The sequence below is a fragment of the Kitasatospora sp. NPDC001261 genome (genome assembly GCF_042896795.1).
Taxonomy (GTDB): Bacteria; Actinomycetota; Actinomycetes; order Streptomycetales; family Streptomycetaceae; genus Kitasatospora.
Map to the genome: position 1 here is coordinate 32581 of NZ_JBIAXP010000042.1, position 19394 is coordinate 51974.

The following is a 19394-nucleotide window of genomic DNA, read 5'->3' on the forward strand; positions in this document are numbered from 1 at the left end:
CGCTACCCCTGCCCCGTCCACCGTGATTAGGGCCCGTATAGGGGGTCGGATAGGGGCGGCCCGGAGCCCCCGCCGCACGAGACTGTGACCGGCGGGAATTCGCGTACGGCCGCCCCGGAAAGGCCGCCCGGCAATTGCGCCGGCTCCGTACCGCGACATTCCGGCCCGGAAATGCCATCCCATTCCGCCGCCGCCCACCCCCGGTGCCGGGCGGAAATCGAATGCCCCGCCCGAGGCCCGAACCGGGCCGACCGGAACAGACCCCGAACCAACCCTGAACCGACCCTGAACCGACCCAAGGAAGTGACGGCATGTTGCGCACCGAGCTGATCCGGCCGCTGCCCGAACTACTGGCCGAGCACGCCCGCGACAGCTCGGACAAGACCGCGTTCCGCGACGCCGTCCGCGGCGTGACCTACGGCGAGCTCCACGCCCGCACCGGCCGGATCGCCGGCCACCTCGCCGACCTGCGCCTCCAGCCCGGCGACCGGGCCGCGATCCTGCTCGGCAACAGCGTCGAGGTGGTGGAGGCCTACTTCGGCATCCTGCGCGCCGGCGCCATCGGCGTCCCGCTCAACCCGCACGCCACCGAGGCCGAGCTCACCCACCTGCTGGACGACAGCGGCGCCCGCGTCGTCATCACCGACGCCGCCCGCGCCGCCGGCCTGGACGCCCTCGCCCGCGGCCGGGCCGACCTGCGGGTGATCGTCACCGGCGAGGGCCCCGTCCCGGCCGGCACCCTCTCCTTCGAGACCCTGGCCGGCACCGACCCCGCCACCCCGGCGCGCGACGACCTCGGCCTCGACGACCCCGCCTGGATGCTCTACACCTCCGGCACCACCGGCCGGCCCAAGGGCGTGCTGTCCACCCAGCGCAACTGCCTCTGGTCGGTCGCCGCCTGCTACGTGCCGGTGCCCGGCCTGAGTGCCGAGGACCGGGTGGTCTGGCCGCTGCCGCTGTTCCACAGCCTCTCCCACATCGCCTGCGTGCTGAGCGTCACCGCGGTCGGCGCCACCGCCCGCATCCTCGACGGCTTCGCCGCGCGGGACGTCCTGGAGGCCGTCCGCGAGGAGTCCGCGACCTTCCTGGCCGGCGTGCCCACCATGTACCAGCAGCTGGTGCGCGCCGCCCGGGAGGACGGCTTCACCGCGCCGGCCCTGCGGATGTGCCTGGTCGGCGGCGCCATGACCACCGCCGCGCTGCGGCGCTCCTTCGAGGAGGCGTTCGGCGCGCCGCTCATCGACGCCTACGGCTCCACCGAGACCTGCGGCTCGATCACCGTCAACTGGCCCACCGGCGCCCGCGTCGAGGGCTCCTGCGGCCTGCCCGTCCCCGGCCTGGGCGTGCGCCTGGTCGACGTGGAGACCGGCCTGGACGCCGCCGACGGCGAGGAGGGCGAGGTCTGGGTGCGCGGCCCGAGCGTGATGCTCGGCTACCACAACCAGCCCGAGGCCACCGAGCAGGCGCTGCGCGGCGGTTGGTACCACACCGGCGACCTCGCCCGGCGGGACGGCTCCGGCTACTTCACCATCACCGGCCGGATCAAGGAACTCATCATCCGCGGCGGCGAGAACATCCACCCGGCCGAGGTCGAGGAGGTGCTGCGCGGCGTGCCCGGCGTCGCGGACGTCGCCGTCGTCGGCAAGCCCCACGAGGTGCTCGGCGAGGTGCCGGTGGCCTTCCTGGTGCCCGGCCCCGGCGGCCTCGACCCGGAGGCCCTGCTGGCCGCCTGCCGGGAACGGCTCTCCTACTTCAAGGTCCCCGAGGAGCTGTACGAGACGGAACGCATCCCGCGCACCGCCTCCGGCAAGATCACCCGGCACGTGCTGCTCGACGCGCCCGCCCGGCTGCGGGCCGCCGGCGGCAGCCACTACGAGCACCTGTTCCGCGTCGACTGGCTGCCGCTCTCCTCCGTCCCCGGCGCCCGCTCCGCCGCCGGCACCTGGGCGGTGCTCGGCGCGGACGCCTTCGGCCTCGCCGACGCCCTCGGCGCCGCCGCCCACCCCGACCCGGCCGCGCTGGCCGCGGCCGGCCCGCTGCCCGATGCCGCCGTGCTCGGCGTCGGCGCCGGCCTGCGCACCCCCGGGCCGCTCGCCGCCGACGTCGAGGAGGCCGTGCGCGCCCTCGACGGGCAGCTCACCGCCTGGCTTGCCGAGGAACGGCTCGCCGACACCGCGCTGGTCGTCGTCACCCGGGGCGCCGCCGGACCGGGCGGCGCCACCGACCTCGTCCAGGCCGCGCTGCGCGGCGTGGTCCGCGCCGCCCGGGTGGCGAACCCCGGCCGGTTCCTGCTGGTCGACCTCGACGCGGAGGAGAACGCCGCCGACGCCCTGGCCACCGCCGTCGCCTCCGGCGAACCCGAACTCGTCGTCCGCTCCGGCGTGGCGCTGCGCCCGCGCGCCGCCCGGGTGTCCGCCGCGCTCGCCCACGGCGAGCCCGGCGCCCGCTTCGACCCGTGCCGCACCGTCCTGGTCACCGGCGCCGACGGGCCGGCCGCCGCCGCCGTCGCCCACCACCTGGTGGCCGGACGCGGCGTGCGCCGGATCCTGCTCACCAGCCCCCACGGCCCCGCCGACCGGGCCGCCGCCGAACTCGCCGGGCGGCTCACCGCCGCCGGCGCCGAGACCACCCTCAGCGCCCTCGACCTCGCCGACCGCGACGCCCTCGCCGACTGGCTGGCCGGCCCGGGCACGCGCTTCAACGCCGTCGTCCACACCCCCGGCGCGGCCTTCCCCGGCCTCGGCGCCGCCCTCGCCGCCGCCGTCAACCTGCACGAACTGACCGCCGGCACCGAGCTGTCCGCCTTCGTCGTGCACACCCCCACCGTCGGACCGCTCGGCACCCCCGGCGCCCCCGGGGAGGCCGCCGCCGCGGCGTTCCTCGACGCCCTCGCCCACCACCGCAGCCGCCACGGCCTGCCCGGCCTCGCCCTCATCACCGGCCCCGCCGACGGGGACGGACGCCCCGTGCCGCCCGGCCTTGGCCGGCTCACCGCCCAGGAGAGCGCCGCCGCCTTCGACGCCGCCCACCTGGCCGACCACACCTCCCTGCTGCTGCTCCGGCTCGACCCCGAAGGGCTGGACGCCCTCGCCCCGCAGGACGTCCCGGCCCTGCTGCGCGACCTCATCGACACCCCGGCCGGCCCGAGCGCCCCAGACACCGCGACCGCCGCCGCGCTGCGCCGCCGACTGGCCGGCCGCCCGGCCGCCGACCGGCAGCGCGAGCTGCTCGACCTCGTCCTCGCGGAGACCGCCGGGCTGGCCGGCGACGGCCCCGACCCGATCCGCCCCGACGGCCCGTTCAAGGACCTCGGCTTCACCTCCGCCACCGCCGTCGAACTGCGCGGCCGCCTCACCGCCGCCACCGGCCTGCGGCTGCCCGCCACCCTCGCCTTCGACCACCCCAACCCGACCGCCGTCGCGGCCTTCCTGGTGAACGCGCTGACCGGCCGTCCGGCCACCGCCGCCCGGCCCGCGCCCGTACCGCGCACCGTGCCGCCCGCCGAGGACCCCGTCGTCATCGTCGGCGCCGCCTGCCGGCTGCCCGGCGGCGTCGCCTCCCCGGCCGACCTGTGGCGGCTGGTCGCCGAGGGCACCGACGCGATCACCCCCTTCCCCGCCGACCGCGGCTGGGACCTCGACGCCCTCTACGACCCGGACCCGGCCGTCCCCGGCACCTCCTACGCCCGCCACGGCGGATTCCTGCACGACGCGGGCGAGTTCGACGCCGCCTTCTTCGGGATCTCCCCGCGCGAGGCGCTCGCGACGGACCCGCAGCAGCGGCTGCTGCTGGAGACCTCCTGGGAACTGCTGGAGCGCGCGGGCATCGACCCGACCTCGCTCAAGGGGCAGCCGGTCGGCGTCTACGCGGGCCTGATGTACCACGACTACGCCACCGACCTCGCCGAGGTCCCGGACGGCCTGGAGGGCTACCTGGGCACCGGCAACGCCGGCTCGGTCGCCTCCGGCCGCATCTCCTACACCCTCGGCCTCGAAGGCCCGTCGGTGACGGTGGACACCGCCTGCTCCTCCTCCCTGGTGGCCCTCCACCTGGCCGCGCAGGCGCTGCGCGACGGCGAGTGCACGCTCGCCCTGGCCGGCGGCGCCGCGATCATGGCCCGGCCCACCTCCTTCGTCGAGTTCTCCCGCCAGCGCGCGCTCTCCGCCGACGGCCGGGCCCGGGCCTACGCGGACGGCGCCGACGGCACCGCCTGGGCCGAGGGCGTGGGCCTGGTGCTGCTGGAGCGGCTGTCGGACGCCCGGCGGCTGGGGCACGAGGTGCTGGCGGTCGTCCGGGGTTCGGCCGTCAACCAGGACGGCGCGTCCAACGGCCTGACCGCCCCGAACGGTCCCTCGCAGGAGCGGGTGATCCTCGCCGCCCTCGCCAACGCCGGGCTGACACCCGCGGACGTCGACGCCGTCGAGGGCCACGGGACGGGGACCTCGCTGGGCGACCCGATCGAGGCGCAGGCGGTGCTGGCCACGTACGGCCAGGGCCGTCCGGCCGAACAGCCGCTCTGGCTCGGGTCGTTGAAGTCCAACATCGGCCACGCCCAGGCCGCCGCCGGTGTCGCCGGTGTGATCAAGATGGTCGAGGCGCTGCGCCACGGCGTGCTGCCGAAGAGCCTGCACATCGACGAGCCCAGCACCAAGGTGGACTGGGAGTCCGGCGCGGTCGCCCTGCTCACCGAGGAACGGGCCTGGCCCGAGGTCGACCGGCCGCGCCGGGCCGCCGTCTCCTCCTTCGGCGTCAGCGGCACCAACGCCCACGTCGTCCTGGAGCAGGCCCCCGCCCAGGAGCCGGCGCACCGGGCGGTGCCCGCCGGACTCGACGGCGAACCCGACGCCGGCTCCGGCACCCCGGTGCCCTGGCTGCTCTCAGCCCGTTCCCCCGAGGCCCTGCGCGAACAGGCCGAACGGATCGCCGGGTTCACCGAGGCCAGGCCCCTCGCCGAGGCGCCGGCCGTGGCCCGCGCGCTCGCCGGCTCCCGGGCCGCGCTGGAACGGCGGGCCGTCGTGGTCGCCGCCGACCGGGCGCGGGCGCTGAGCGGGCTGCGGGCCCTGGCCGAGGGGGAGGCCACGGCCGGGCTGGTGTCCGGTCGGGCGGAGGTGAGTGGTCGGTCGGTGTTCGTCTTCCCGGGTCAGGGTTCCCAGTGGGCCGGGATGGGGCGTCGGCTGCTCGCCGAGTCCGCGGTGTTCGCGCGGGCTCTGGAGGAGGCCGCGGAGGCGCTGGAGCCCCATGTCGACTGGTCGTTGCTCGATGTGGTGAACCAGGTGCCGGGTGCCGCCTCGCTGGAGCGGGTGGACGTGGTGCAGCCGGTGTCGTTCGCGGTGAACGTCGGTTTGGCGCGCCTCTGGGCGTCGCTGGGTGTGGTGCCGGACGCGGTGGTGGGCCACTCGCAGGGGGAGATCGCGGCGGCGCATGTCGCGGGCATCCTCTCGCTGGAGGACGCGGCCGCTGTGGTGGCGCTGCGGTCGCAGGCCATCGCCCGCGGTCTGGCCGGACGCGGCGGCATGGTGTCGATCGGGCTGCCGCTCGCCGAGGTGACCGGCACGCTGCCGGACGGCGTCGAGGTCGCGGCCGTGAACGGCCCGTCCTCGGTTGTGGTGGCCGGTGACCCGGCGGGTCTGGACACGCTCGTCGTCTTGTACGAGGAGCAGGGCGTGCGGGTGCGCCGGATTCCGGTGGACTACGCCTCGCACACCTCGCACGTGGAGTCCATCGAGGCCGAACTCGCCGAGCTGCTGGGTTCGGTGAAGCCTCAGCCGGCCGTCGTCCCGTTCCTGTCGACGGTCGAGGGCCGCTGGCTGGAGGGCCCCGAGCTGGACGCGGGGTACTGGTACCGCAACCTGCGGCAGACCGTCCGCTTCGCCGACGCCGTCGAGACCCTGGCCGGTGACGGTTTCCGGGCGTTCGTCGAGGTCAGCGCGCACCCCGTGCTCGCCCACGCCGTCGTCGAGGCCCTGGAGGAGGCCGTCCAGGCGCCGACCGTCGTCACCGGCACGCTGCGCCGTGAGGACGGCGGCTGGGACCGTGTCCTGCTCGCCGCCGCCGAACTCCACGTCCGCGGCCTGCCCGTGGACTGGTCCACGGCCCACGCCGGGGCCGACACCGTCCGTCCCTCCGAACTGCCCACCTACCCCTTCCAGCACCAGCGCTACTGGCTCCGGCCGGGCCGCTCCGCCGGCGACCTCGCCGCCGTCGGCCTGGACAAGGCCGGCCACCCGCTGCTGGAGACCGAACTGCTGCTCGGCACCGAGGAAGGCGCCGTCTTCACCGGCCGGATCACCGAACGCACCCTGCCCTGGCTGGCCGACCACCGGGTCGGCGGCGCGACGCTGCTGCCCGGCACCGCGCTGCTCGACGCCCTCGCCCACGTCGGCCACCGGCTCGGCGCGCCCACGGTCGAGGAACTGACCGTCTCCGCCCCGCTCGTCGTCCCGGACGGCGGCGGCCTCGACCTCCAGGTCCACGTCGGCGAGGCCGAGGACGGCCGCCGCGCCGTCCGGCTGCTCACCCGCACCGGCCCCGGCCTGCCGTGGCACGCCAACGCCACCGGAACGCTCGCCCCCGAGGGCCCGGAGCCCGCCACCGCCGACGACCTGACGGTCTGGCCGCCCGCCGGAGCCCGCCCGCTCGACACCGACGGCCTCTACGACCGGCTCACCGTCGCCTACGGCCCCGCGTTCCACGCCGTCGAGGCCGCCTGGCTCGCCGACGGCCGCCTCTACGCCCAGCTCCGCCTCCCCGACACCACCACCGACACCGCCGCCTACGGCCTGCACCCCGCCCTGCTGGACGCCGCCCTCCACCCGCTCGGCGAGGCCGGCCTCCTCCCCGGCGCCGACGTGCCCAGGCTCGCCTTCTCCTGGGCCGGCGTGCGCCTGCACGCCACCGGTGCCGAGGCACTGCGCGTGGTCGTCACCCCCGCCGGCCCCGATACCCTCACCATCCGGGCCGCCGACGACACCGGCGCCCCCGTCGTGGACGTCGAGGCCCTCACCGTGCGGCCGGTGGACCCGAGCGGCCTCACCGCCGGTCCGGCGGACGACGCGGCCCTGTTCGAGGTCGACTGGGTCCCCGCACCCGAGACCGCCGACGCGCCCGCCGACACGCCCGCGGACTGGACCCTCCACAGCGACCTGCCCGAGGACGGCGCCCTGCCGCCCCTCGTGGTCCTCCCCGCCGGCGTGGGCGCGCCCTCCGACACCGTGCCCGAGCGCGCCCACGCCGTCGGCCACGACGTCCTGCGGGCGCTCCAGGCCTGGCTGGCCGACGACCGGACGGCCGACTCCCGGCTCGTCGTCGTCACCCGGCGCGGCGAACTCGTCCAGGAACCCGTCCGGGGCCTGGTGCGCACCGCCCAGTCGGAGAACCCCGGCCGCTTCGTTCTCGTCGAGGCCGACGACCCGGCCGACGCCGCCCGGGCGGTGGCCGCCGCACCGGACGACGAACCGCAGCTGGCGCTGCGCGACGGGCGACGGCTGGTCGCCCGCCTGCGCCGCCCGGCCGCCCGGCCCGCCCCCGCGCAGGACGCGCCGTCCCCGCTGGCCGGCGGCACCGTCCTGGTCACCGGCGCCAACGGCGGCCTGGGCCGCCTGGTGGCCCGTCACCTCGCGGCGGTCCACCGCGTCGCGGAACTCGTGCTCCTCTCCCGCTCCGCCGTGCCCGCCGACCTGCTCGAAGAACTCGCCGCGCACGGCACCCTGGTCCGCGCCGAGGCCGTCGACACCGCCGACCGCACCGCGCTGGCCGCCGTCGTCGACACCCTCGCCGACCGGCTGACCGGCGTCGTCCACGTCGCCGGGATCGTCGACGACGGCGTCATCGAAGCGCTCGACGCCGCCAAGTGGCACAGCGTGCTGCGCCCGAAGGTCGACGCCGCCTGGCACCTGCACGAGCTCACCGCCGGCCTCGACCTGGCCGCCTTCGCGCTCTACTCCTCCGCCTCCGGCGTCCTCGGCGGCTCCGGCCAGGGCAACTACGCGGCCGGCAACGCCTTCCTCGACGGCCTGGCCGCCCACCGGCGCTCGCTCGGACTGCCCGCCGTGTCGCTCGCCTGGGGCCTGTGGGCCGAGGCCGCCGGCATGGGCGGCCGGCTCAGCGACACCGACCTCGCCCGGATGGCCCGGGTCGGCACCCGCCCCCTCTCCGCCGACCAGGGCCTCGCCCTCCTGGACGCCGCGCTCACCGGCGAGCCCGCGGCCGTGGTGCCGATCAGGCTCGACGTCACCGGCGTCCGCACCGAGGACCTCCCGCCGCTGCTGCGCGACCTGGCACCCGCCGCCCGCACACCCCGCGCCCTGCGCCGGGCCGCCGCCCGCACCGCCGCGGACGGCGCCGGCACCCTCGCCCGGCGGCTCGCCGGACTCTCCGCCGCCGACCGCGACGGACTGCTGACCGCCCTCGTCCGCGACACCGCCGCCGCCGTCCTCGGCCACGGCTCGGCCACGGCACTGGACGTCGACAAGGCGTTCAAGGAACTCGGCATCGACTCGCTCACCGCCGTCGAGCTCCGCAACGCCCTCGGCACCGCCACCGGCCTGCGCCTGCCCGCCACCCTGGTGTTCAACTACCCGACGCCCAAGGCCCTCGCCGCCCACCTCGCGACCGAACTCGTCGGCGAGGAACCGGCCCCCGCCGCCCCCGCCACCCCCGCGGCACAGGCCGCCGGGACCGAGGACGACCCGATCGCGATCGTCGCCGTCGGCTGCCGCTTCCCCGGCGGCCTCGACTCCGGCGAGGACCTCTGGCGCTTCGTCGCCGCCGGCGGCGACGCCGTCACCGGCCTGCCCGCCGACCGGGGCTGGGACCTCGACGGCAGCTACGACCCCGACCCCGACGCCCCCGGCCGCACCTACGTGCGCGGCGGCGGATTCCTGCCCGGCATCGCCGACTTCGACGCCGCCTTCTTCGGCATCAACCCGCGCGAGGCCCTGGCCATGGACCCGCAGCAGCGCCTGCTGCTCGAAGTCGCCTGGGAGACCCTGGAGCGCGCCGGACTCGACCCCACCGCCCTGCGCGCCACCCCGACCGGCGTCTTCATCGGCACCCACGGCCAGGACTACGGCACCCAGGGCACCGGCGGCGCCGCCGACGAGGGCTACCTGGTCACCGGCAACGCGGGCAGCGTGCTCTCCGGCCGCCTCTCCTACGCCCTCGGCCTGGAGGGACCCGCGATCACCGTCGACACCGCCTGCTCCTCCTCCCTGGTCGCCCTGCACCTCGCCGCCCAGGCGCTCCGCGCCGGGGAGTGCACGCTGGCCCTGGCCGGCGGCGCCTCGGTGATGTCCACGCTCGAAGGCCTGGTCGGCTTCTCCCGGCAGCGCGGCCTCGCCGCCGACGGCCGGAGCAAGGCCTTCGCCGACGCCGCCGACGGGTTCGGGATGTCCGAGGGCGTGGGCCTGCTGCTGCTCGAACGGCTCTCCGACGCCCGGCGGTTGGGGCACGAGGTGCTGGCCGTGGTCCGGGGTTCGGCCGTCAACCAGGACGGTGCGTCCAACGGCCTGACCGCCCCGAACGGCCCCTCGCAGGAGCGGGTCATCCGGGCAGCCCTCGCCAACGCCAGGCTGACGGCCGCCGATGTCGACGCCGTCGAGGCGCACGGCACCGGCACCCCGCTCGGCGACCCGATCGAGGCCCACGCCCTGCTCGCTACCTACGGCAAGGACCGCCCGGCCGAACAGCCGCTCTGGCTCGGGTCGGTGAAGTCCAACATCGGCCACACCCAGGCCGCCGCCGGTGCGGCGGGCGTGATCAAGATGGTCGAGGCGCTGCGCCACGGCGTACTACCGCGGACCCTCCACATCGACGCGCCCTCCTCGCACATCGACTGGTCCTCGGGCGGCATCGCCCTGCTCACCGAGCAGCGGGCCTGGCCGGAGGCCGACCGCCCGCGCCGGGCCGGCGTCTCGGCGTTCGGTGTGAGCGGGACGAACGCGCACGTGATCCTGGAGCAGGCGGAGCTGGTCGGCGCCGCCGAGCCCATCGACGGAGCAGCAACGCCCGCTGACGCCGGGGAGAACGTGGTCCCCTGGGTGGTCTCGGCCGCGTCGGAGGCGGCGCTGCGTCAGCAGGCCGCGCGGCTGGCGGCCTTCGCGGAGGGGCAGCCGGCGCCGGACCTCGCCGCCACCGCCCGGGCACTCGTCACCGCGCGCACCCGGTTCACCGAGCGTGCCGTGGCCGTCGGCGCCGACCGGGCCGCGCTCGTCGCCGCCCTGAAGGCCCTGGCCGAGGGGGAGGCCGCGGCCGGGCTGGTGTCCGGTCGGGCGGAGGTGAGTGGTCGGTCGGTGTTCGTCTTCCCGGGGCAGGGTTCCCAGTGGGCCGGGATGGGGCGTCGGCTGCTGGCCGAGTCCGTGGTCTTCGCGGAGGCGCTCAGTGAGGTCGACAGGGCCTTGAAGCCCTATGTCGACTGGTCGTTGCTGGATGTGGTGAACCAGGTGCCGGGTGCCGCCTCGTTGGAGCGGGTGGACGTGGTGCAGCCGGTGTCGTTCGCGGTGAACGTCGCGCTGGCCCGTCTCTGGGCGTCGCTGGGCGTCGTCCCTGACGCGGTGGTCGGCCACTCCCAGGGCGAGATCGCGGCGGCGCACGTCGCCGGCATCCTCTCCCTGGACGACGCGGCGGCCGTGGTGGCGCTGCGGTCGCAGGCCATCGCCCGCGGTCTGGCCGGACGCGGCGGCATGGTGTCGGTCGGGTTGCCGCTCGCCGAGGTGGCCGACCGGCTCCCCGCCGGGGTCGAGGTCGCGGCCGTCAACGGCCCCTCCTCGGTGGTGGTGGCTGGTGACCCGGCGGGTCTGGACACGCTGGTCGTCGCGTACGAGGAGCAGGGCGTGCGCGTGCGGCGGATCGCCGTCGACTACGCCTCGCACACCTCGCACGTGGAGTCCATCGAAACCGAACTCGCCGAGCTGCTGGGCTCCGTGAAGCCCCAGCCCGCCGCGATCCCCTTCCTCTCCACCGTCGAGGGCCGCTGGCTGGAGGGCCCGGAGCTGGATGCCGGGTACTGGTACCGCAACCTGCGGCAGACCGTCCGCTTCGCCGACGCCGTCGAGACCCTGGCCGGCGAGGGCTTCCGGGCCTTCGTCGAGGTCAGCGCACACCCCGTCCTCGCGCACGCCGTCGTCGAGGCCCTGGAGGAGGCCGTCCAGGCGCCGACCGTCGTCACCGGCACCCTGCGCCGCGAGGACGGCGGCTGGGACCGCGTCCTGCTCGCCGCCGCCGAACTCCATGTGCACGGCCTGTCCGTGGACTGGTCCACGGCCCACGCCGGGGCCGGCACCGTCCGCCCCTCCGAACTGCCCACCTACGCCTTCCAGCACCAGCGCTTCTGGCTGGAGCCCGTGGCCGCCACCGGTGACGTGACCGCGTTCGGGGTCGCCGCCGCCGAGCACCCGCTGCTCGGCACCCTGGTTGAACTGCCCGACGGGGGCGAGGTGTTCACCGGACGGCTTTCGGTCCGATCGCACCCGTGGCTGGCCGGCCACGCCGTCTCCGGGACGGTCCTGCTGCCCGGCGCGGCCTTCCTCGAACTCGCCCTGCGGGCGGGGGAGCGGACCGGTCTCGGGCGCCTCGACGAGCTGGTCGTCGAGGCGCCCGGGATCCTGCCCGAGCGCGGTGGCCTCCAGGTCCGTGTCACGGTCGACCCGGCCACCGCCGACGACGACCGCCGGGCCGTCCACGTGCACTCGCGGCCCGAGGACGCGGAGGGCGGCGTGTGGACCCGGCACGCCACCGGCTTCCTGGCGGCCGAGACCGCACCGGAGTTCGGCTACGAGGCGTGGCCGCCGGCCGGCGCGGAGCCGGTCGCCCTGGACGGCTTCTACGAGCGGCTGGCCGAGGCGGGTTACGAGTACGGCGACGCGTTCCGGGGCCTGCGGGCCGCCTGGCGGTCGGGCGAGGAGGTGTTCGCCGAGGTCGCGCTGCCGGAGGAACTGACGGACTCCGCCGGGCGGTTCGGACTGCACCCGGCCCTGCTGGACGCGGCCCTGCAGTCCGCCAACCTGGGTGCGGCGCCGGTGGCCGGACCGGGGGAGGTGCTGCTGCCGTTCGCCTGGAACGACGTGGCCCTGTACGCGTCCGGGGCCACCGCGCTGCGGGTGCACTCCCGCCGGGAGAGCCCGGACAGCGTCTCCTTCGCGCTGACCGACCCGGCCGGCCGGCCCGTCGGTGCCGTCGGGGCGCTGGTCCTGCGGCCGGTGGCGCCCGAGCGGCTGTCCGCTGCCCGGGACACCGCCGCCGAGCACCTCTACCGCGTCGACTGGGCGCCCGCCGACCTGCCGCGCGCGGCGGACCGCCCGTCCGGGGACGATGTGCTCGACCTGACCCGCGTCCCCGAGGGGCTGCCGGTGCCGCAGGCGGCCCGGGCACTCGTCGGCGCCGCGCTCGGCGGGATCCAGGAGCACCTGGCCGGTGACTCCGCCGGCCCGCTCGCGCTCCTGACCGCGCACGGCGCCGGGGACCCGGCGGCAGCCGCCGTCCGGGGCCTGGTCCGCACCGCGCAGCTCGAACACCCGGGCCGGATCGTCCTGGTGGACACCGACGGCTCGGCGGTGCCCGCCTCACTGGTGGCCGACGCGCTCGCGTCCGGCGAACCCCACGTCGCCTGGCGCGACGGGACCGCGGTGGTGCCGCGCCTGGCGCGTGCCTCCGTCCAGGACTCGGCTGACGGGCAGGGGGTCCTGGATCCGGCGGGGACGGTGCTGGTGACCGGTGGTACGGGGACGTTGGGCGGGTTGGTGGCCCGGCATCTGGTGGAGTCGCACGGGGTGCGGCGGCTGCTGTTGGTGAGTCGCCGCGGCGTGGCGGCGCCGGGTGCGGCGGAGTTGGTGGCCGGGCTTGAGGCGCTGGGTGCCGAGGTGGAGGTGGTGGCCGCCGATGTGTCGGACCGTTCGGTGGTCGACGGCCTGGTCCGTCGGGTTCCGGCGGAGTATCCGCTGACGGCGGTGGTGCACACGGCCGGCGCGCTGGCCGACGGCGTCTTCGAGACGCGGTCGGTGGAGGAGCTGGGGGAGGTGTTCGCGCCGAAGGCGGACGCGGCCTGGCACCTGCACGAGGCGACCGAGGGCCTGGGTCTGGCGGCCTTCGTCCTGTTCTCCTCCGGCGCGGGCGTGTTCGGCAGTGCCGGGCAGAGCCTGTACGGGTCGGCGAACGGGTTCCTGGACGGCCTGGCCGGGTGGCGTCGTGAGCGGGGCCTGCCGGCGGTGTCGCTGGCCTGGGGCCTGTGGGCTCAGGCCAGTGGGCTGACCGGCCACCTGGACGAGGCCGATCGGGCCCGGCTGGCCCGGGGCGGCCTGGCGGCCATGGCGACGGAGGAGGCGCTGGCGCTGTTCGATGCCGCGCTGCGTTCTTCGGAGGCGCTGCTGGTCCCGACCCGGTTGGACCGTGAGGCGCTGCGCGGGCAGGCGGCGGGCGGCGAACTGAACCCGCTGCTGCGCGGCCTGGTCCGCACCCCCCGCCGCACCGCCGCCACCGCCGGGGCACCGGCCGGCGACGGCCGTGAGGTCCTGTTCCGCAGGCTCTCCGCGGTGGGCGAGGCCGAACAGCTCCGGCTGCTCCTGGACCTGGTCCGGGCCAGCGCGGCCAAGGTGCTCGGCCAGAGCATCGACGAGACGGTGAAGCCCGCTCAGGCGTTCAAGGACGTCGGCTTCGACTCGCTGACCTCGCTGCGGATCCGTACCAGCCTCACCGAGGCCACCGGTGTCCGGCTCCCGGCGACCCTGGTCTTCGACCACCCGACCCCGGCCGCCGTCGCCGAGCACCTGCGGGACCGGCTGGGCCTGGCGGGCTCGGTGGCCGTGCCGCCCGTCCTGCTCGAACTCGACCGGCTGGAGCAGGCGTTGGCGGCCACGGCGGGGACGGCCGGCGCGTCCGGGGCGCCCGACGGGCTGCGCGCCCAGGTGGCCGCCCGGCTGGAGGCCCTCACCGCCCGCTGGGCGGAGTCGGGCGAGGAGCCCGAGGCCGAGGGCGTCGACCTGGGCGCCGCCTCGGACGACGAGCTCTTCGACCTGATCGACAACGAACTCGGCCTTTCCTGATGACGGATACGAGGAAGAACCCCATGTCGAACGACGACAAGCTGCGCGACTACCTCAAGCGCGTCACGGCCGACCTCCAGCAGACCAGGCGCCGCCTGCGCGACGTCGAGGCCCGGCGCACCGAGCCGATCGCCATCGTCGGGATGGCCTGCCGGCTGCCCGGCGGCGTCGCCTCCCCGGCCGACCTGTGGCGCCTGGTCCACGACGGCACCGACGCCATGGCCCCGTTCCCCCGCGACCGGGGGTGGGACGTGGACGGCCTGTACGACCCCGACCCGGACGCCGCCGGGAAGACCTACGCCGAGGAGGGCGGCTTCCTCGCCGACCCGGGCGGCTTCGACGCCGCGCTCTTCGGGATCTCCCCGCGCGAGGCGCTGGCGACGGACCCGCAGCAGCGGCTGCTGCTGGAGGCCTCCTGGGAGGCCCTGGAGCGGGCCGGCATCGACCCGGCCTCGCTCAAGGGGCAGCCGGTCGGTGTCTACGCGGGCCTGATGTACCACGACTACGCGCACCACGTGCTCAACCTTCCGGAGGGCCTGGAGGGGTACTTCGGGATCGGCAACTCGGGCTCGGTCGCCTCCGGCCGGGTCTCCTACACCCTGGGTCTCGAAGGCCCGTCGGTGACGGTGGACACCGCCTGCTCCTCCTCCCTGGTCGCCGTCCACCTGGCCGCGCAGGCGCTGCGCGACGGCGAGTGCACGCTGGCCCTGGCCGGCGGGGTCGCCGTGATGGCCACGCCGGAGGTGTTCGTCGACTTCGCCACCCAGCGCGGCCTGGCGCGCGACAGCCGCTGCAAGGCGTACGCGGACGGCGCCGACGGGACCGGGCTCGCCGAGGGCGTCGCCGTCCTCCTGCTGGAGCGGCTGTCGGACGCCCGGCGGTTGGGGCACGAGGTGCTGGCCGTGGTCCGGGGTTCGGCCGTCAACCAGGACGGTGCGTCCAATGGCCTCACCGCCCCGAACGGCCCCTCGCAGGAGCGGGTGATCCGGGCGGCCCTCGCCAACGCCCGGCTGACGGCGGCGGACGTCGACGCCGTCGAGGGCCACGGGACGGGGACCTCGCTGGGCGACCCGATCGAGGCGCAGGCGGTGCTGGCCACGTACGGGCAGGGCCGTCCGGCCGAACAGCCGCTCTGGCTGGGGTCGTTGAAGTCCAACATCGGCCACACCCAGGCGGCGGCCGGTGCGGCCGGTGTCATCAAGATGGTGGAGGCGCTGCGGCACGGCGTGCTGCCGAAGAGTCTGCACATCGACACACCCACCTCGAAGGTCGACTGGGACTCGGGCGCGGTCGCGCTCCTCACCGAACGCCGCGACTGGCCGGAGGTCGACCGGCCGCGCCGGGCCGCCGTCTCCTCCTTCGGTGTCAGCGGCACCAACGCCCACGTGATCCTGGAGCAGGCCCCGGTCGGGGACGCCCCGCAGTCGGAGGCCGAACCGACCGGTGCCGCACTGCCGTTGGTGCTGTCGGCCGCCTCCGAGGACGCCCTGCGGGCCCAGGCCGGCGCCTGGGGCCGGCTCTTGGCCGAGCAGCCGGACACCGGCCTGGCCCGTACCGCCCGCACCCTCGTCACCGCGCGGGCCGCGCTGGAGCAGCGCGCCGTGGTGGTGGCCGCCGACCGCGCGGACACGGTGGCGGCGCTGGACGCGGTGGCACGGGGGGAGGAGGCGGCGGGTGTCGTCTCCGGCCGGGCGGAGGTGAGTGGCCGGTCGGTGTTCGTCTTCCCGGGTCAGGGTTCCCAGTGGGCCGGGATGGGGCGTCGGCTGCTCGCGGAGTCGGCGGTGTTCGCGGAGGCGCTCGGTGAGGTCGACAAGGCTCTGAGGGCTTATGTCGACTGGTCGTTGCTGGATGTGGTGAACCAGGTGCCGGGTGCCGCCCCGTTGGAGCGGGTGGACGTGGTGCAGCCGGTGTCGTTCGCGGTGAACGTCGGTTTGGCGCGCCTGTGGGCGTCGCTGGGTGTGGTGCCTGACGCGGTGGTGGGTCACTCGCAGGGGGAGATCGCGGCGGCGCATGTCGCGGGCATCCTCTCGCTGGAGGACGCGGCGGCGGTGGTGGCGTTGCGGTCGCAGGCCATCGCCCGTGGTCTGGCCGGACGCGGCGGGATGGTGTCGGTCGGGTTGCCGCTCGCCGAGGTGGCCGACCGGCTCCCCGCCGGGGTCGAGGTCGCGGCCGTGAACGGTCCGTCCTCGGTGGTCGTCGCCGGTGACCCGGCGGGTCTGGACACGCTCGTCGTCGCGTACGAGGAGCAGGGCGTGCGGGTGCGCCGGATTCCGGTGGACTACGCCTCGCACACCTCGCACGTGGAGTCCATCGAGGCCGAACTCGCCGAGCTGCTGGGCTCGGTGAAGCCGCAGCCGGCCGTCGTCCCGTTCCTGTCGACGGTCGAGGGCCGCTGGCTGGAGGGTCCGGAGCTGGACGCCGGGTACTGGTACCGCAACCTGCGGCAGACCGTCCGCTTCGCCGACGCCGTCGAGACCCTGGCGGGTGACGGTTTCCGGGCGTTCGTCGAGGTCAGCGCCCACCCCGTGCTCGCCCACGCGGTCGTCGAGGCTCTGGAGGAGGCCGTCCAGGCGCCGACCGTCGTCACCGGGACCCTTCGGCGCGAGGACGGCGGCTGGGACCGTGTCCTGCTCGCCGCCGCCGAACTCCACGTCCGGGGCCTGCCCGTGGACTGGTCCACGGCCTTCCCGGACGCCGCCCTCCTCCCCGCCTCCGAGCTGCCCACCTACCCCTTCCAGCACCAGCGCTACTGGCTGGAGACCCGCCCCGCCACCGACGTGGGCGCCGCCGGGCTGGCGCCCGTCGGGCACCCGCTGCTGGGCGCGGCGGTGCAGCTGCCCGAGGGCGGGGCGCTCCTCACCGGGCGGCTCGATCCGAAGGACCACCCGTGGCTCGCGGACCACGCCGTCGCCGGCACCGTCCTCGCCCCGGGGGCAGCGGTGCTGGAGCTGGCCTCGCGGGCCGGCGACGAGGCGGGCACGCCCACCGTCGAGGAGCTGGTGATCGAGGCCCCGCTGCTCGTCCCCGGGCGCGGCGCCCTGCAGCTGCACCTGCGGGTGGACGCGCCGGAGGACGACGCCCCCGACGGCCGGCGGCCGTTCGCCCTGTACTCGCGGCCCGAGGACGGCGAGGGCGGTGCCTGGACCAGGCACGCCACCGGCTTCCTGGCCGGCGAGCAGGCGCCGGACACCGCCGCCCCCGGCGCGTGGCCGCCGGCCGGCGCGGAGCCGGTTGCCCTGGACGGCTTCTACGAGCGGCTGGCGGACCGCGGCTTCGGCTACGGACCGGCGTTCCAGGGGCTGCGGGCCGTCTGGCGGCTCGACGGCGAGGTGCACGCCGAGGTGTCCCTGCCCGCCGGCCGGGCCGCCGAGGACTTCGGCATCCACCCGGTGCTGCTGGACGCCGCCCTGCAGGCCACCAACTTCCTGGGCATCGCCGAGCCGGAGCCGGGCCACGTCCTGCTGCCGTTCGCCTGGAACGACGTGGCCCTGTTCGCCACGCGTCCCACTGCTCTGCGGGTGCACGCCCGGCAGACCGGCCCGCACGCGTTCTCGCTCGTCCTCACCGACCCGACCGGCGGACCGGTGGCCTCGGTCGGCTCCCTGTCGCTGCGGCAGGTGCCGGTCGACCGGCTCGCCGGCCTCGGCGGGGCCGGTACCGACCACCTCTACCAGGTGGGCTGGACGCCTCTCGTCCTGCCCGCCGGCGCCGCCGGTGTCGCCGCCCCGGCGGTGCTGGACCTGACCGCCGGGACGGCCGAGGGGCCCGAGGGCGCCCGGGCGCTGGTCGGCCGGGTCTCGGAGTTCCTGCACCAGGGGCTCACCGATCCCGCCCGGAGCGGGGAGCCGCTGGCGGTCGTGACCGGGCCGCCGGACGCGGACCCGGCGGTCAACGCGGTGTGGGGGCTGGTCCGTTCGGTCCAGCAGGAGCAGCCCGGCCGGATCGTGCTCCTCGGCGGCGAGGGAACGGGCTTCCCCGCCGCGGCGGTGGACCCGTCGGTGGTGGGCGGCCTGCTGGCGTCCGGCGAGACCCAGGCGCTCTGGCGCGACGGCGGTGTGGTGGTGCCGCGTCTGGCGCGTGCCTCCGCTCCGGCCTCCGCCGACGGGCACGGCGTCCTGGATCCGGCGGGGACGGTGCTGGTGACGGGTGGCACGGGGACGTTGGGCGGGTTGGTGGCCCGGCACCTGGTGGAGTCGCACGGGGCGCGGCGGCTGCTGTTGGTGAGTCGCCGCGGCGTGGCGGCGCCGGGTGCGGCGGAGTTGGTGGCCGGGCTCGAGGCGCTGGGTGCCGAGGTGGAGGTGGTGGCCGCGGACGTGTCGGACCGTTCGGTGGTCGATGACCTGGTCCGTCGGGTCCCGGAGGGGCGTCCGCTGACGGCGGTGGTGCACACGGCCGGTGCGCTGGCCGACGGCGTGTTCGAGGGGCAGCCCGCAGGGCGGCTGAAGGAGGTGTTCGCGCCGAAGGCGGACGCGGCCTGGCACCTGCACGAGGCGACCGAGGGCCTGGGTCTGGCGGCCTTCGTCCTCTTCTCCTCCGGCGCCAGTGTCTTCGGGAACGCCGGGCAGAGCCTGTACGGGTCGGCGAACGGCTTCCTGGACGGCCTGGCCGGGTGGCGCCGTGAGCGGGGCCTGCCGGCGGTCTCGCTGGCCTGGGGCCTGTGGGCTCAGGCCAGCGGCCTGACCGGGCACCTGGACGAGGCCGATCGCGCCCGGCTGGCCCGGGGCGGCCTGGCGGCCATGGCGACGGAGGAGGCGCTGGCGCTGTTCGACGCCGCGCTGCGGTCCCCGGAGGCGCTGCTGGTCCCGACCCGGCTGGACCGCGACGCGCTGCGCGGGCAGGCGGCGGGCGGCGAGCTGAACCCGCTGCTGCGCGGCCTGGTCCGCACCCCCCGCCGCACCGCCGCCACCGGAGCGCCCGCCGACGACGCGGCGGACTTCGCCGCCCGGCTGGCCGCGCTGCCGGAGCGCGAGCAGCACCGCGAGGTCCTCGACCTGGTGCGCTCCGCCGCCGCCGCCGTCCTCGGGCACCCGTCCAAGAACGCCGTCGCCGCCGCCCAGGCCTTCAAGGAGGCCGGGTTCGACTCGCTCGGCGCGGTGCAGCTGCGCAACCGGCTGGCCCGGGCGACGGGCGTCCGGCTCCCGGCGACCCTGGTCTTCGACCACCCGACCCCGCTCGCGCTCGCCCGCCACCTGCGGTCCGAGCTGCTGCCGGAGCCGGCGGCCGGTCCGGCGGCCGTGCCCCCCGAGCCGCGCGCGGCCGGCCCGGACGCAGGACCGGTGCCCGTGGACGGGCCCGCCATCGCGGACCTGGACATCGACGGCCTCGTCGCCCGCGCCCTGCGCGGCCGCGGCTGAACCGTCC

General features: G+C 76.6%; 1 protein-coding gene and 1 pseudogene. Both read left to right on the forward strand.

All coding sequences use genetic code 11. The features are described from left to right. Positions 1–311 precede the first annotated feature (311 nt). Positions 312–14033 carry an SDR family NAD(P)-dependent oxidoreductase gene (locus tag ACFY4B_RS39240; RefSeq protein WP_387976098.1) on the forward strand — a complete coding sequence of 4574 codons (13722 nt, stop codon included), beginning with the start codon at positions 312–314 and terminating at the stop codon, positions 14031–14033. 35 nt (positions 14034–14068) lie between these two features. Continuing rightward, positions 14069–19387 (forward strand): annotated as a pseudogene (locus ACFY4B_RS39245) (type I polyketide synthase); the annotation flags it as partial. Positions 19388–19394 lie beyond the last annotated feature (7 nt).

Coding starts and splice junctions, on each gene's coding strand:
- ACFY4B_RS39240 (WP_387976098.1), top strand. CDS start 312: ATGTTGCGCACCGAGCTGATCCGGCCGCTGCCCGAACTACTGGCCGAG.